Annotated in this window: 14 protein-coding genes and 1 tRNA gene; 9 read left to right on the forward strand and 6 right to left on the reverse strand. The window is 62.9% G+C overall.

The window, feature by feature from the left end:
* Window positions 1–4 precede the first annotated feature (4 nt).
* The 7 genes from ANTHELSMS3_RS21820 (at window position 5) to ANTHELSMS3_RS21850 (ending at window position 6,191) form a co-directional block, all read left to right on the forward strand.
* On the forward strand, window positions 5–970 hold the full coding sequence (locus ANTHELSMS3_RS21820; protein ID WP_089278433.1) for a type II secretion system F family protein: 966 nt from the start codon (window positions 5–7) through the stop codon (window positions 968–970).
* Between the two features lie 12 nt (window positions 971–982).
* Window positions 983–1,960, forward strand: coding sequence for a type II secretion system F family protein (locus ANTHELSMS3_RS21825; protein WP_094036717.1), 978 nt, complete (start codon window positions 983–985; stop codon window positions 1,958–1,960).
* A gap of 4 nt (window positions 1,961–1,964) precedes the next feature.
* The gene (locus ANTHELSMS3_RS21830) at window positions 1,965–2,537 is read left to right on the forward strand and encodes a tetratricopeptide repeat protein (protein ID WP_094036718.1); all 573 of its coding nucleotides are present in this window, start codon (window positions 1,965–1,967) and stop codon (window positions 2,535–2,537) included.
* A gap of 87 nt (window positions 2,538–2,624) precedes the next feature.
* Complete coding sequence (locus ANTHELSMS3_RS21835; protein WP_094036719.1) at window positions 2,625–3,476, forward strand: tetratricopeptide repeat protein; 852 nt, start codon at window positions 2,625–2,627, stop codon at window positions 3,474–3,476.
* Window positions 3,477–3,480: 4 nt separating this feature from the next.
* The gene (locus ANTHELSMS3_RS21840) at window positions 3,481–3,990 is read left to right on the forward strand and encodes a prepilin peptidase (protein WP_094037296.1); all 510 of its coding nucleotides are present in this window, start codon (window positions 3,481–3,483) and stop codon (window positions 3,988–3,990) included.
* Window positions 3,991–4,123: 133 nt separating this feature from the next.
* A complete protein-coding gene (locus ANTHELSMS3_RS21845; protein WP_094036720.1) occupies window positions 4,124–5,437 on the forward strand; it encodes an ATPase in 1,314 nt (437 codons plus the stop codon).
* Between the two features lie 208 nt (window positions 5,438–5,645).
* Window positions 5,646–6,191 (forward strand): hypothetical protein, encoded by a 546-nt coding sequence (locus ANTHELSMS3_RS21850; protein WP_094036721.1) that lies wholly within the window; start codon window positions 5,646–5,648, stop codon window positions 6,189–6,191.
* 169 nt (window positions 6,192–6,360) lie between these two features.
* Here ANTHELSMS3_RS21850 and ANTHELSMS3_RS21855 read toward each other — a convergent pair whose 3' ends face one another.
* Complete coding sequence (locus ANTHELSMS3_RS21855) at window positions 6,361–7,377, reverse strand: alpha/beta hydrolase family protein (RefSeq protein ID WP_094036722.1); 1,017 nt, start codon at window positions 7,375–7,377, stop codon at window positions 6,361–6,363.
* Between the two features lie 138 nt (window positions 7,378–7,515).
* Here ANTHELSMS3_RS21855 and ANTHELSMS3_RS21860 point away from each other — a divergent pair, with 138 nt between their 5' ends.
* Window positions 7,516–8,535, forward strand: a complete 1,020-nt coding sequence (locus tag ANTHELSMS3_RS21860) for a helix-turn-helix domain-containing protein (protein WP_094036723.1) — start codon at window positions 7,516–7,518, stop codon at window positions 8,533–8,535.
* A 97-nt stretch (window positions 8,536–8,632) separates the two neighbouring features.
* A tRNA-Met gene (locus tag ANTHELSMS3_RS21865) sits at window positions 8,633–8,709 on the forward strand.
* Between the two features lie 129 nt (window positions 8,710–8,838).
* Here the strand turns inward: ANTHELSMS3_RS21865 and ANTHELSMS3_RS21870 are convergent.
* The 5 genes from ANTHELSMS3_RS21870 to ANTHELSMS3_RS21890 all read right to left on the reverse strand — a co-directional run bounded on the left by ANTHELSMS3_RS21870 (window position 8,839) and on the right by ANTHELSMS3_RS21890 (window position 14,434).
* Window positions 8,839–9,336 (reverse strand): pseudoazurin, encoded by a 498-nt coding sequence (locus ANTHELSMS3_RS21870; RefSeq protein ID WP_254694809.1) that lies wholly within the window; start codon window positions 9,334–9,336, stop codon window positions 8,839–8,841.
* 197 nt (window positions 9,337–9,533) lie between these two features.
* Window positions 9,534–10,247, reverse strand: a complete 714-nt coding sequence (locus ANTHELSMS3_RS21875) for a hypothetical protein (protein ID WP_157733605.1) — start codon at window positions 10,245–10,247, stop codon at window positions 9,534–9,536.
* A gap of 107 nt (window positions 10,248–10,354) precedes the next feature.
* Window positions 10,355–11,395: a lipocalin-like domain-containing protein gene (locus tag ANTHELSMS3_RS21880; RefSeq protein WP_094036726.1), complete on the reverse strand. Its 1,041-nt coding sequence runs from the start codon at window positions 11,393–11,395 to the stop codon at window positions 10,355–10,357.
* The gene (locus ANTHELSMS3_RS21885) at window positions 11,385–13,781 is read right to left on the reverse strand and encodes an FtsX-like permease family protein (protein WP_094036727.1); all 2,397 of its coding nucleotides are present in this window, start codon (window positions 13,779–13,781) and stop codon (window positions 11,385–11,387) included. The genes ANTHELSMS3_RS21880 and ANTHELSMS3_RS21885 overlap by 11 nt, the downstream gene beginning before the upstream one ends.
* A complete protein-coding gene (locus ANTHELSMS3_RS21890; RefSeq protein ID WP_094036728.1) occupies window positions 13,778–14,434 on the reverse strand; it encodes an ABC transporter ATP-binding protein in 657 nt (218 codons plus the stop codon). Before ANTHELSMS3_RS21890 ends, ANTHELSMS3_RS21885 begins: the two co-directional genes overlap by 4 nt.
* Window positions 14,435–14,514 lie beyond the last annotated feature (80 nt).

Below are 14,514 nucleotides of genomic sequence, written 5' to 3' on the forward strand. Positions count from 1 at the left end.
GCAGATGCTCAGCGCAGAACCGATCATTTACGGGGGGATCTTTCTCGGGGTCCTGATCCTGGTCAACGGCGTCTATCTTGTCGCCTTCGGCAAGTCGATCAGCCTGACCAGCCGGGTCAACCGCCGCCTTGAGATGCTCGACAAAGGCGAACGCCGCGAGGACGTTCTGGCCAAACTCCGCAAGGAGATGGACCAGCACATGCAAAGCCGCTCGCTGCCCATCTATTCGATGCTGGCAAGTCAGGCGCAAAAAGCGGCGCTCGCCTTCACGCCTCAACAGTTGATCATGGTGATGGCGGCGGCCTCGGTCTTCGCCTTCGTCGGTCTCAGCGTCGGCACAGAGGCGGGCGTGGCCGTGCGCGCGGTCATGTCGGTCTTCATGGGGGTCGGCGGCGTCTATTTCTGGGTCAACCACCGCGCCAAGAAACGCCTTGGCATGATCGAGGAACAACTGCCCGACGCCGTGGAACTGATGGTCCGCTCCCTGCGCGTCGGCCATCCGTTCTCATCGGCCATTTCCATCGTCGCCAAAGAGTTGAAAGACCCACTGGCCACCGAATTTGGCATCATCGCGGACGAATCCACCTATGGTCGCGATGTTGGTGAGGCGCTCAAACACATGGCCGAACGGTTGGACATGCAGGATTTGCGCTTTCTGGCCGTTGCCGTGGCGATCCAGCAGCAGGCCGGCGGCAACCTTGCCGAAATCCTCGAAGGCCTGTCCAAGGTGATCCGCGCCCGGTTCCGTCTGTTCCGCCGGGTCAAGGCCATCACCGCCGAGGCGCAATGGTCGGGCAAGTTCCTGTCGGGTTTCCCGATCGGCGCACTGATCTTCATCCAAGTCGCCAAGCCCGACTACTACGACGAGGTGCTGGATCACCCCTGGTTTATTCCTGCCTGCTTTATCGTGGGCATCATGCTGGTCGCGAACATGCTTGTCATGCGCTGGCTGGTGAACATCAAGGTCTGAGGGACGCTGCCAATGTTCGATAGTCTCAATACTGCGATCACCGATCTGTTGGGCCCTGCCGGGCCGCTGATCGTCGTCGCCGGGCTGGCCGCGCTGCTGATCGTCGCCACCATCCCGATGTTCCTGAACGCCAAGCCTGATCCGCTCGACAAGCTGAAAGAAAGCGGTCAGCGGAGGATCGACGCCGAAACGCGCGCCGTCCTGCGCGAAAAGAGCAAAAACGACAAGCTCAACAAATATGCCCAGTTCCTGGAACCGCAGGACGCCAAGGAACTGTCAGAGATCCGCACAAAGCTGATGCAGGCAGGCTATCGCTCCAAGGACGCGGTGCAGATCTACTACTTCTTGCAATTCGCACTGGGGATTGCCCTGCTCTGCGCTGGCGTCTTTTATTATCTGATGTTCGTCGATCCTGAAACGGCGACAATGCAGAACAAGATCATGTACATCCTCGGCCCAGGTGCTTTTGGCTACATGGGCCCCAAGTACTGGGTCAACAAGCGGGTCAAGAAACGTCAGGAACAGATCCAGCAGGGGTTTCCCGACAGTCTCGACATGATGCTGGTTTGCGTCGAGGCCGGGCAATCGATGGATCAATCCATCGTGCGCGTGGCCAAGGAACTGCGGACCTCGTTTCCCGATCTCGCCGACGAATACGAAATCATCAGCCACGAAATGAAGGCGGGCAAGGACCGGGGACAGGTTCTCAACGACATGTCTGATCGCTGCGGCCTGCCAGATATTTCGTCCTTTGTGACCGTGTTGAACCAGGCGACGTCCTTCGGCACCTCGATTTCCGACGCTTTGCGCGTCTACTCTGACGAAATGCGTGACAAAAGAGTCATGCGCGCCGAAGAAGCGGCCAACAAACTGCCGACAAAGATGACGCTGGTCACTATGATGCTGACAGTGCCGCCGCTGTTGATCATCCTCGTGGGCCCGTCCGCGGTTGGCATCACGCAAATGGGTTCGCTTGCCGTGGGTCAATGACCGAATGAAACAGGCTCTTTGGGCCATACTGATCCTGACGCAACTGGCCGCCTGCACCGCAGGCGGCCCGTCTGCGGTTGGGCCGGACCCGGACGCCTCGCCCTATGCGCCCGGCCTCGATCCGCGCGGCGACGCGGTCGACGGGCTGACGGTCGGCCACCGGTTGATGGCTGCCGGGCAATTCGAACTGGCGCTAGAGGCTTTTACCCGCGCCGCAGCGGAACAGGGTCTGAACGGAGAGGTTCTGATGGCGCTGGGGTCCGCAAATCTCGGGCTGGGACGGCTGCATCAATCCGAACCGATGTTGCGCCGCGCCGTCAAGGCAGAGCCGGACTGGGCCGAGGCGTGGAACAATCTGGGCATTGTGCTGATCGAAAAGGGTGAGACGGCAGAGGCGACAGAGGTATTCCGCCGCGCCTATGCGCTGGACAATGGCCAAAGTGACTCAATTCGCGACAATCTGCGCTTGGCGCTCGCAAAATTGGATAATTCCGTTTATGGTCCGGAAGTAGAGCAAGAATACAAGATCGTTCGCCGCGGGCACGGAGATTATCTTATCCGTAACACCGGCAGTTGACGATTACCCGCCTCGTAACATCGGGGCAAAAAAACAACCGCCAAAAAAGGCGGGACAGAGGCAGAGCAGCACAAGGACGCAGGCAAAATGCGCCATCCTATTCTCGTTTCCATTTGCGCGGCCGGCGTGGTCGCGCTTTCGGCCTGTGAAAAAGACATCAACAGCGCCGAAATGGACCGCAAGTTCCAGGGCGTGAACGTCGTCGACGAAAGCGATCTGAACGAGGTCATGCTGACCGTGGGCGACCCGAATGAGGCGGTCGCCTATTTCCAGCGCACCGCGTCCGAAAACCCCGACCGAATTGACGTCCTGCGCGGTCTGGCAATCTCTTTGGTGCGCGCCAAGCGCGTTCAAGAGGGCAAAGTGGCCTGGGCCAAGGTGGTCGCCCACGAGGACAGCAACGATGGGGACAAGGTCCAACTGGCCGATACACTGATCCGCGCCGGGGACTGGGAACAGGCCGAAAAGGTGCTCGACGCCATTCCGCCGACGTTCGAAACCTTCAAACGCTACCGGCTGGAGGCGATGATCGCCGACGGCAACGAAGAGTGGAAAAAGGCTGACAGTTTCTATGAGGTGGCGGTTGGCCTGACGACCAAACCCGCCTCTGTGCTGAACAACTGGGGCTACTCCAAACTGGCGCGCGGCGACCTGCCCGCCGCCGAAAAGCTGTTTGTCGAGGCGATCCGCCACGATGAAAAGCTGTTCACCGCCAAGAACAATCTGGTGATGGCGCGCGGCGCGCAGGGCAAATACGAACTGCCCGTGATTCCGATGACGCAGGTTGAACGCGCCGAACTGCTGCACACCCTTGGTCTGGCCGCCATCAAGAGCGGTGACGTCAAGACCGGCAAGGCGCTGTTGCGCGAGGCGCTGGAAACGCATCCCCAACACTTTGACGCCGCCGCTCGCGCGCTGGCCGCCCTCGAAGAGGCTTGATCCGGTGTCGCTGAGCGTCTTTGCGGCTGCGTGGTTCCTGCCGTTCGTCCTGCCGATCTGCGTCTACATCTGCTATACCGACATGAAGGGAATGCGCATTCCCAACCATGCGGTTGTGGCGCTGTTTGTCGTCTATCTCATTGTCGGCGCCATTGTGCTGCCGCTGGATGCCTATCTGTGGCGCTACCTGCATCTGGTGGTTGTTCTGGTGGCGGGGATTGCGCTGAACGCAGGCGGTGCCATGGGGGCCGGCGACGCCAAATTCGCCGCCGCTGCTGCGCCGTTTATCCACCTTGCCGATCTGCGCTTTCTCATGGCGCTGTTTGCCGCCAACCTGCTGGCGGCTTTCGTCTCGCACCGGCTGGCCAAACGGACGCCACTGCGTCAACTGGCGCCGGACTGGCACAGCTGGGAGGCGGGCTCCAGATTCCCGATGGGGCTGGCCCTTGGCGGGACGCTGGCGATCTACCTTGGGCTGGGGCTGTTCTACGGCCAATCCACCCCCACCCCCTGACCTTCTGCCAAGGCGGCATCGCGCGCCTTGGCCACCCGCAGGACCATCGGTCCGCGTGTTTCCTCACCTCTGCCGCCCTGCCGCCACAATCCCGCAGCAGTGTTGGCGCAACGCAGTTGAGGGCAGATCCGACATGAACATGGAGACCGGCGCCGTCATGGCCCCGCCGCTACCCAAGCGCATCGAAGAGATGCAGCTTCCGCTGGTGATGATGCGCGACATCATCCTGAAAACGATGTTCCGCAAGAACACCAACGTGGTGACCGATCTGGCCCGGACAGTCTGCCTGCCCGTGCCAGTCACCCAAGAACTGATCGACATGTGCCGCGGACAGGGTCTGATGGAGGCCATGGGCACCATGGGCCCCTCCGGCGAGGTGTCGTCAGAGATGCCCTATCAGCTGACCGATACCGGTAAGGCGCGGGCGCTGGATGCGCTGGCACAGTCAGAATACTTTGGCCCGATGCCCGTCCCGCTGGCTGTCTACGCCGAACAGGTCAAACGGCAGTCGATCCGCAATATCCAGATCACCCGCGACCAGTTGACAGGGGCCATGGGCCATCTTGTGCTTCCCGATGATCTGATCTCGAACCTTGGCCCTGCGGTGTCCTCGGGGCGGTCGATCCTGATGTATGGACCACCGGGCAACGGCAAATCCTCCATCTCGAACGGGATTCGCGACGCGATGGGCGACCGGATCTATGTCCCGCGCGCCATCGAATATTCCGGTCAGGTCATCACCGTCTACGACCCGATCGTGCATTCTCAGGCTGAAGGCGACGATGAGAACCCCAATGCGCTGCGCCGCACCGCCCGGTTCGACCGCCGCTATGTGCTGTGCCAGCGGCCCACGGTCATCACTGGGGGGGAGTTGTCGCTGAACATGCTCGACCTCGTCTACAACCCCACCGCGCGCACCTATCAGGCGCCGCTACAGCTAAAATCCACCGGCGGCATCTTTATCGTCGACGACCTTGGCCGTCAGGCCGAACCGCCGCAAAAACTGGTCAACCGCTGGATCGTGCCGTTGGAGGAATCCAAGGACATCCTCGCCCTGCAATCGGGTGAAAAGTTCGAGGTCCCCTTCGACACGCTGGTCATCTTCTCGACCAACTTCCACCCGAACGAGATTTTCGACCAGGCCGCGCTGCGCCGGATCTTTTTCAAGATCAAGATCGACGGACCGCACCAGCAGGACTTCCTCAAGATCTTCAGCCTCGTGGCGCGCAAGAAAAAGATGCAACTGGATGAGGCCAGCCTCGTCCACCTGCTGCGCAACAAGTATCCGACGATCAAAAACATCTACGCCAACTATCAGCCGATTTTCCTCATCGACCAGATGATTGCCGTCTGCGACTTTGAGGGCATCCCCTACAAGATGACGCCAGAGCTGATCGACCGCGCTTGGGACAACATGTTCGTCAAGGATGAGCATATCGTGAAATAACGGACGGGCGCGCGAAACCGCGCCCGCCCCCCCCTGCCAGACAGGGGCTGTGCGGCTTGCTCTGCGCCTATTGCGTCGCAATCAGCCCAATCACATAGTGACAACCACTGTAAATCACTCAGATGTCGACTTTGATTGATTTGTTCGGTTTCGATATGCGCCGATCTCAAATACACCTCCGCATAGGTGGTCTTTTTCGGAGAATGCCATGCGTGCAGTTGTTTTCCTTGGTCTTGCGCTCTCTGTCATAGCCAGTTCTGCGGTCGCAGAGGATATCCGGTGGAAGCCGGAAACCCTTAGGCCCGGTGATTATACCAGCATCAAGCAAAGCCAAGGCGGACTGATTCACCACGTTTTCCGGGGGAAATCGGGGCGCTTTTACATTCTGGATAGCTACCGCGGTGCCGCGCCTTCGGGAAAACCGGTCTTCTCCACCTACCTCGATAAGGACGGCAATCAGGTGCGCTGGGTCCGCAAGGACGGCTTTGAGCTTAAATTCATCCCCCATGATTGCACGCGTACGCTTGGGCGGTGCCAATATACTCAGGTCGGCTCCGACAAAAAGAAGGAAACCCGACTTCGGATAACAACGGCCACAGGGACCGGTTTCAAGTTCGATGAATACAAAGCAAGCGGACAGCGTCTATTTGGCGGTAAGATGGAATTGGACGCGCGCGGCAATGCTGGCAGCGGCTTGATTGCTGGCAATCAAGGCAAGCAAAGGTTTCGCCTTGTCGGACAAGCGTATCAATAGCCGCGCATACCATCGCAGACAGTCTGTCACCCTGTAAATTTCCAAAACACACGCCCCCACAACAACAACGCCCTCGCATCTATCTTTGCGAGGGCGTTAAGCTTTGATACAGCCGCTGCGCCATTGCTTTTTAACAGGCGCATGCGGCCCGCGCGCCGCGCCCTACCCGTCAGTCCAACCCCATGAACCCGGCGATTTCATCCAGCATGTGCAGATGAACCGCTTTGCGATCCGTCCCCTCGGGGTCGGTACAGATCGGGTCGTCCTGCTCATCTTCCAGCATTTCGGCAGCTTTGGGTTTGCACTCGGGCAACGCGGTGAAATGGATCGCCGGGGCAATCTCGGCATAAAGGGCCTGCGGCAGGCGCGCGGCGAACCCGCTGCCCTTTGACCCCATGTCCGATGCCGCCAGCCGATGCGCCTTGCCAAGGTTGATCAGCAGAGTCGGCAGATCCAGCGCCGCCACGCTTTCCTTGGTCGCAACATAGGTAAAGGCCGGGTCGATCGCCATCGCCCCCGTCACCCGCACATCCCGCATGTCGGCGGAAAACCCCGCGGGCAGATTACCGAAATCGACACCCCCCTTGTCGAAAAAGGCGCAATCGGCGCGGTTGGCCCCGTCCTGACAATAGGGCGCATAAGCCCCGGCATCGAACCGCAGCCCCGCAAGGCCAAGCGCCGTCGCCCCGCCCAGCGAAAAGCCCAGCGAATAGATCCGATCAGGGTCCACCGCCCCGGCAAACTCTGGCTCGGCCAGAAACTGGTCCAGCGCGGCGCTCAGATCCTGCGCCCGCGCGTCCAACCGCACAGAGCGGCGCGGGGAACTGTCGCCGCTGGTGCTGCCCGGATGGTTTACCGCCAGCACGATAGCCCCCCGCTCTGCCAGTCCGGCCATCAGCCACGCCATGCCGTCCATACTACCACCAGAACCATGCGAGAACAGCACCAGGGGATGCGTTCCTTTGGCAAACCGCGGCCCCATGTAGACGCGCATCCCGTCAAAGATCGGGTTGTCGCCGATGACGGTCATGTAAGTGCGATTGTCGGCCGGATAGTAAAAACTGGCATCCAGCGGGCGGGCACGGTGCGCGGACTGGACATCCATCCGGTCAAAGCCGGGTAGCATGGGTTGCGCCTGGGCAAGGCCGCCAAGAACGATTAGCGCGGGGGTCAACAGGTGTTTCATCGGGTCTCTCCGGGGTTGGGTTGCAATGTCGCCAACTTGCAGAATCCACCTGCCGCACACGTCCTGAATCCGGTTTTCGGACATACGGAACGGGTTTAAGGACGTCCTCACATTCGCCTGACCCGCCCGGTGCCCGACATGATTGCCCTACCGCTGCCGCTGATCTTTGCCCTGCTGATCCTGTTCCTGCTGGTGCATGCGCTGCGCCACGGCGACACCGGGCGTGAGGTGACCGCCCTGCTGGCGCTCTGCGCCTGGCAGAGCTTTGCCATCTCGATGGTCCACTACTATGGCCTGCGATGGCTGATGCCTGCTTTGCCGCTGGTGGCCTGTGCCTTGCCGCCGGTGGCGTGGTTTGCCTTTCGCGCGGCGCTGTTCGAACGCGTGACACTGGAACGGGCCGCGCCCCATGCGCTGGCCCCCGCCTTTGGCCTGTTTTGCCTGATCGCGGCGCCCGCGGCGCTGGACCTGACTGTCCCTGCGCTGTTCGTGGGCTACGGCGCGGCCATCCTCTGGGCGTTGCGCCCGGCCAACCCGCTGCCGCGTGCCCGGCTGGACGCGGGCCCCTGGCCCGCCCGCATCTGGCAGGCGCTGGCGGTGGCGCTGCTGCTGTCGGCTGTGGGCGATCTGATCATTGCCGTGGCCTTTCTGACCGGTCGGCCAGAGCTTCGCGGGCTGGTAGTCAGCCTTGTGTCCTCCGTCTCACTGGTGATGGTCGCTGTGTTGGCCCTGACCCGCGACGGCATGTCTTTGCCCGAGACCGACACCCCATTGCCCACATCGCCAGAGACCCAGGCCGGGGACCGCGCCGAAAACGCCAGCGATTCCGAATTGCTGACGCGACTAGACGGGTTGATGCAGAATGAACGCCTGTTTCTGGAACCCGACCTGACATTGGCCCGCATCGCGCGACGGCTGCGTGTCCCGGCCAAGCAACTGTCCGCCGCGATCAACCGGCAGACCGGCGAAAACGTGTCACGGCACGTCAACAGCTATAGGATTCGCCATGCCTGCGCCCTGCTCAAGGACGGAATGCCCGTCACAGAGGCGATTTACGCCTGTGGGTTCAACACCAAGTCCAATTTCAACCGTGAGTTCCTGCGCGTGACCGGTCGGTCGCCCTCGGCATGGCGGGACATGCCCGCTGACGCGATGTAACGCCCGCTCTCCCAAGACCTGCGCATTTGCCTGTGTGTTTTGACGAAATACGCCTTGACGCCAGCCCGCGCCTTTCGTATCCGACCACCCACTGAATGGCGCGGTAGCTCAGTTGGTTAGAGCGAACGACTCATAATCGTTAGGTCGGGGGTTCGAGTCCCCCCCACGCCACCAGTCATCCCCCCACGAAATGCAAAAGAACAAGACGCGGCCAAAGCCACGCTATTGTCCCCTTTTGCATGCGCCACGAAAAAGGGAGGCGTCGCCGCCTCCCTCAATTCGTTCGGTAATGCTGTGCCGCGTTCAGGCGGACAGATCCATGCCGTCCACTTCGGCCCAGATGTCGCCCCAGACTGCCTTGGCCTTGCCGCGATGCTTGACCTCTTTGGCAGCTTCCAGATTGTCCATCATGCCCTCGCCCTTGACGACCACAAGGCCGACCATGCCGATGGCGTAATGCGGCTGGCACTGGTAGCCGTAAAAGCCGGGTTTGTCGAAGGTGACTTCGATCTCTTCGTTGATCTTGCCTCTGAACTCGGCAGCGCCGTCTGGCGCCATGCCATCGGACGACTGGGCGTTGTGGCCCTTGTCGGTCGCCAGAAACTTGACCGTATCGCCCGGTTCGATCGTGATGATGCGCGGGAGAAAGATCTGGCGCAGCTTGCGATCCTCGGGGTGCTTGTTCAGCATTTGAATGTCATGCGTGGTGGCCGCCAGCACGCGAGCCGGCAGGCTCAGGGCCAGCGACGCAGTCGCGGCTGCCGAAAGCAGAGCGGTGCGGCGGGTGATGAATTGTGTCACGATTTCCTCCATCGGGTTTGCTGTCCGGCAGGAACCTAGGCCGGGGCGCGATGGCGCCAAGGTGCGGCATTTGACGGCGGCTTGTCCAGCGTGGCACAGGCCTGCAAACGCCATCTGCCCTTGTCATTTAGTCGCGGTTTAGCGCTAACTCTCTGGGAGCGGTCCCTTTGTCGCAGCTTGCGCCCAGAGGTGCCGGATCAGGCTCTGCGAAAAACCCGCAGCAGCACGAGCAGGGCGATCAGCGCAGCAATTGCCAGGATCACGCCCGGGGAAAACAACCAGCCCCGCGCGCCCAGCGTCAAAGGCTCCCCCGGAACCAGATGCAGGCGTTGCACCGTCCCGGCATGTCTCGGTCCGTACTCGCGCAACGTCACCGCCAGACTCTCGCCCGGGGCCTCAGGCAGGGTGAGCTGCAGCGACGCTTGCGCGTTCGGCGGATAGGCAACAAAGCCCGCATACAGATACAGATCGTCCAGCGTGGGCGGGGTTGCGGGTTGTGCCACGCCGCAGACAGATATCGCGGTCAGCCCGTCGATCGGCGTCTCGAACGGCAGGCGCTGCTCGTTGAGATGTACCATGAGTGAGGTCGCTTCAAACTCGGCGGCCGCCCGGCCGATCCGCACATCGACCCCCGCCAAAAGATGGTCGCCGATGTCCCAGGTGCCGCCGCCGAAGTCCGCAAAGTTCACCGCGCCGCCCGTCCCGGTCAGCAACGCCGGGTCCAGCCCGAACCGGGTGATGGCCGTGCGTGCCGGCATGCCAAGGAAAATCTCAATCCCGCGCGTTCCGCGATCCACGATCAGTTCGATCTGCTCTGTCGCGCCCGCAGACTGGCCAACACCGCAACAGGCCGCAGTCGCAAAGACCGCCGCACGCAACAGGTTCATGCAGGTGTGCGCCAGTCCGATCACAACGGTCCCTCCCCGGACGTGCCCAGCGTTCTAGCCGGCTTTTCCTCCAAAACAAGCCGCGACAGCGCCGCGCCCTGCACCAAAAACCCCGCGCGCCACCCGACTTGTCAGTCGTATCCCGTCATTTCCAGATAGCCGCGCCCCGAATGACTGCCATCGATGCGTACCGGCCCCTCCCAATAGGGGATCGACAGGCCCATCCACGCGCCGTGATTCACCGCCTCTACCGTCACCTCGACCCCCTTGTCGGGCAGGGACACCGCCCAGCGCACCGGGATCTGTCGCCCGGCGACCTCGGCCACCTCCAGCGGCGCGGCCGCAAAGGCGCCGTCGCCATAGGCCTGCGTGGCGCCGTCCGGGCCAATCCATGTGGCCGAGCTATAGCTGCTGCCATCGGTCTGCCGCAGCAAAAACCCCATCAGCTTTGCCCCATCGTCCAGCGACAGCGAAAACCAGTCCCAGCCCGATTGCGTCTCGGACAGCGGTTGTGACGACCATTCGCGATCCAGCCAAGCCGTGCCAGAGACCGCCACCGGCCCCTTTGGCAACTGCAGCGTTCCTTCGATGCGGTAGAACGGCTGCGAATAGTAGTAACTGGCTTGCCCTTCGGCGGATTTCACAGAGAACCCGCCGTCGCCGTGAAACACCAAAGGCCCCTCCGCCTCTAGCCGCATGTCATAGCGGAACGCGGGCCCGCTAGCGCTCAGGTCTAACGCGTTCAACGTCCCCCCGGCCATCCGCCAGTCGTCGATCCACGCCTCAAACGGTGCCGCCGTCACCCCTGCCTGCCCGATCCCGCCCCGCGCGAACCGCTCCGCCACATGATGCGCGTCAGGGGTTGTGACCGCCGCATGGGCAAACCAGACTTGGGGAGAGGACCAGCCCGCCGCCTCACCGGGGGCCAACGCCGACCGGAACAGCGTCCACTGTAACCCATAGTCGGTGCCGTCCGTCGCCGTCAGGTTGGCGGTCAGATACCACCACTCGATCCGGTAATCCGGGTGCGGTCCGTGGTCGGCGGGAAAGTCGAAAACGGGGTCGGGACGCGGCACAGCAAAGCCCTCGGCATCCGTGCCCAACCCGGCAAACCCCTGCGCCAGTGCGCCTTGCGCCCATAGCAGCAGGACCAACACTGCCCTAACGCTCATTGGCAAACACCCCCAGCAATTGCGACACCGGCGTGCGCGCCATCCGCAGCGCGGGCCACAGCGCCGCCAGCCCCGCCGCCGCCAGCGTGAACAGCCCCAGCCGCGCGTAATCCAGCGGGAACAAGTACATCGGCAACCGCCAGCCAAACGCCTCGACATTGACCACGGCCAGCAGCACCCACGCCAACGCCAGCCCCAAGGGCAGCGCCAGCACCGCCGTCAGCGCCGCCAGCACCAGCGCGCGCAGCAGGTCGACCCCCGCCAGCGTCCCGCGCGTCAGCCCCATCGCCCAGACTGGCGCAAGCTGCGGCAGACGGATCGCGGACAACGTCAGCAGACTCATCAGGATGGCAAAACCCGCCACCCCCAGCGTCAGCACATTCAACGCCGCCGTCACCGTGAACGTCCGCTCAAACACGCCCAAGGAGAACGCCTTGACCGCCGCCTGATCCACCACGTTGCTGGCTGGCACGTCAAATTCATCCCCCAGATCCGCGCGCAGATCCTCTGTCACGGCTCCCAGAACGCCGAATTGCCGGGGGCGTTCCTCTGGGAACAGCGCAACAAACCGCGCCTCTGACAGGATCGCCTGCCCGATCGGATTGCCATAATCGCCGTAGACCCCGACCAGCGGCAGGCGCAGCCCGCCGCCAACATCCAACACATCGCCCAGCCACATCCCGGCCCGCCGCACCAACTGCTCATTGGCGATGACCGCCTCACCCGCCGCGACCTTGTCCCACGCGTCCGGCAATGCATCCACAAAAGCCCAGTTGCCGACATAGGCGGGCCCCACGCGCGCGCCCATCAGATCCGACGGCACCCCTGCCAGCCGCGTATCCACCGACAGCAACGGCAGCACGTCATGGCCGCGCGCGGTCAGATACACCTCGATCGCGGGCATCTGATCCCCGTCGACACCGCGCACATAGGCATCCGCAAACAGCCGCTGATCAAGGAAATCGACAAAGGTCAGCCGAAAGCTCGACACCATGGTCGACACCCCCACATTCGCCGCCATCGCCAGCAGCAAGGCCATCAGCGCAAGGCTCAACCCCGGCAATTGCTGCCGCGTATCGGCCCAGAACCAGCCCGAAATCACCCCGCGTGCCCGCCTCTGTCCCAGCGCAAGCACCACACCCAGCAACAAAGGCAACGCCAGCGCCGCGCCAACCATCAGGCAACCGAGCAGGACAAAACTGGCCAGCAGGCCCAGATCCAGCGCTCCGATCAGCGCCGCCAGCGCCAACAGAACCACCGCCAGACCGCCCTGCACCTGCCGCCCGCGCCCCGCCACCATCGCCCATGCACGGGGCCGTGCGCTGGCCAGTATCGGCATCCGCGCGATCTTCCACAGCGCCCCCGCCCCGGCCAGACCCGCGCCAAGCACCGCAATCCCCAATCCCGACAGCCACCACACTGGGCGCAGTTGCAGCCCGCCCGCCACCTGCGCGCCGTACAGCCCCTCCAGCGTTGCGGCCACATCCGGCAGCAGCAGGGCGGCCACGATATAGCCCAACACCACGCCAATCATTCCGGCCACCAGCGACAGCGCCAACAGCTCTGCCGCCATCAGTGCCATCAGCCGCCGCAACGGCACGCCCAGCGTGCGCAGCGTCCGCACCATGCCGCGCCGTTGTTCGAACACCAGACCGATGGTGCCATGCACGATGAAGATACCGACGGCAAAACTCAGCAGCCCAAAAGCGGTCAGGTTCAGGTGAAAACTATCCGTCAACTGCCCCACGTCGCTGGAGCTTTGCGCCGCAATGCGCATCAGCCCCGGCGCAATATCATCCAGCGGCGGCACGCCAACCGGCTGCCCCGGTGCCACGATCAGACGACTCAACCGGTCGGGCCGCTCCAGCAATCGTTGCGCCACACCCACATCCGTCAGCACCGTATCCGGTGCCACCGATGTATCCACCACCACCTCTTGCGGCAGGTCCGCCAAGCGCCCCGCCGTCGCCGCATCGGCGAACAGCACGCCGACCGTCAGAAAGGCGTTCAGATCAATGTCCCGCGTCCCAGCCACCGGGCTGAGCGCGCCGGGCGTTGTCAGCGGGTCCAGACCGATCACCCGCACCGCGCCACCGTCCAGCCGCAAACGCCGCTCCACCACCGGTGACACCTGCCATCCGGCGCGGCGCAGCGCGATATAGGTGTCCTGCGCAAACCCCTCACCGGCCTTGGGAAGCAACTGGTCAAACCGCCCCTCGCCCAGCGTCGCCGCCGCCGCATCATAGCTGGCCCGCGCCTCGGCGTTGATCGCCTGCACGCCAGACCACAGCGCCGTGGCCAGAGCCAGACCTGCAAGAAAGGTGAACAACTGCAACGGATTGCGCCGCCAATGCGACCATAGCGCCTGCAAACAGGCCCGCGTCATGCCAACCGCCCGGCGCGCAGGTGCAACTGCCGGTCCATCCGCGCGGCCACGCCGGGCGAATGCGTGACAACCATCAGCGCCGCCCCGGTATCGGCCACCAGTGACAGCATCTCGTCCAGCACATCCGCCGCCGTCGCTTCATCCAGATTGCCGGTCGGTTCATCCGCCAAAATCAGCCGGGGCCGCACCGCCAGCGCCCGCGCGATGGCGACCCGCTGTTGCTGACCGCCCGACAGTTGCTCGGGGTATTTGCGCGCGTGCGGGCCAAGGCCCAAAACCTCGATCAGATGCGCAACCCCTGCCGGGTCTTCACGCCCTGCAAGCCGCGCCTGAAAGCGGATGTTTTCCGTCACATCCAGCGATGGGATCAGGTTGAACTGTTGAAAAATCACGCCAACCTCAGACCGGCGCAGCGCAGCCCGCCCGCCCTCGTCCAAGGCCGCGATGTCACGCCCATCAAACAGGATCTCACCACTGTCCGCCGTGTCCAGCGCGCCAACGATATGCATCAAGGTGCTCTTGCCCGACCCGGATTCGCCCTGCAATGACAGCGTCTGACCAAGGTCCAGCGCCATATCCACACCCGCCAGAACCGGCACCGGCCCATCCGCCCCGGCAAAGCTTTTGGTCACGTTCCTGACGTCGAGTAGCATTCCTCATCCTCCGTCGGGCATAGCTAGGTCTGCAATTCAGTTAGCAAACCTGCCCGCCCGGCAACAGATGGCCCGATCAA

Origin of the sequence: Antarctobacter heliothermus, from assembly GCF_002237555.1 — a bacterium.
GTDB classification, from domain to species: domain Bacteria; phylum Pseudomonadota; class Alphaproteobacteria; order Rhodobacterales; family Rhodobacteraceae; genus Antarctobacter; species Antarctobacter heliothermus_B.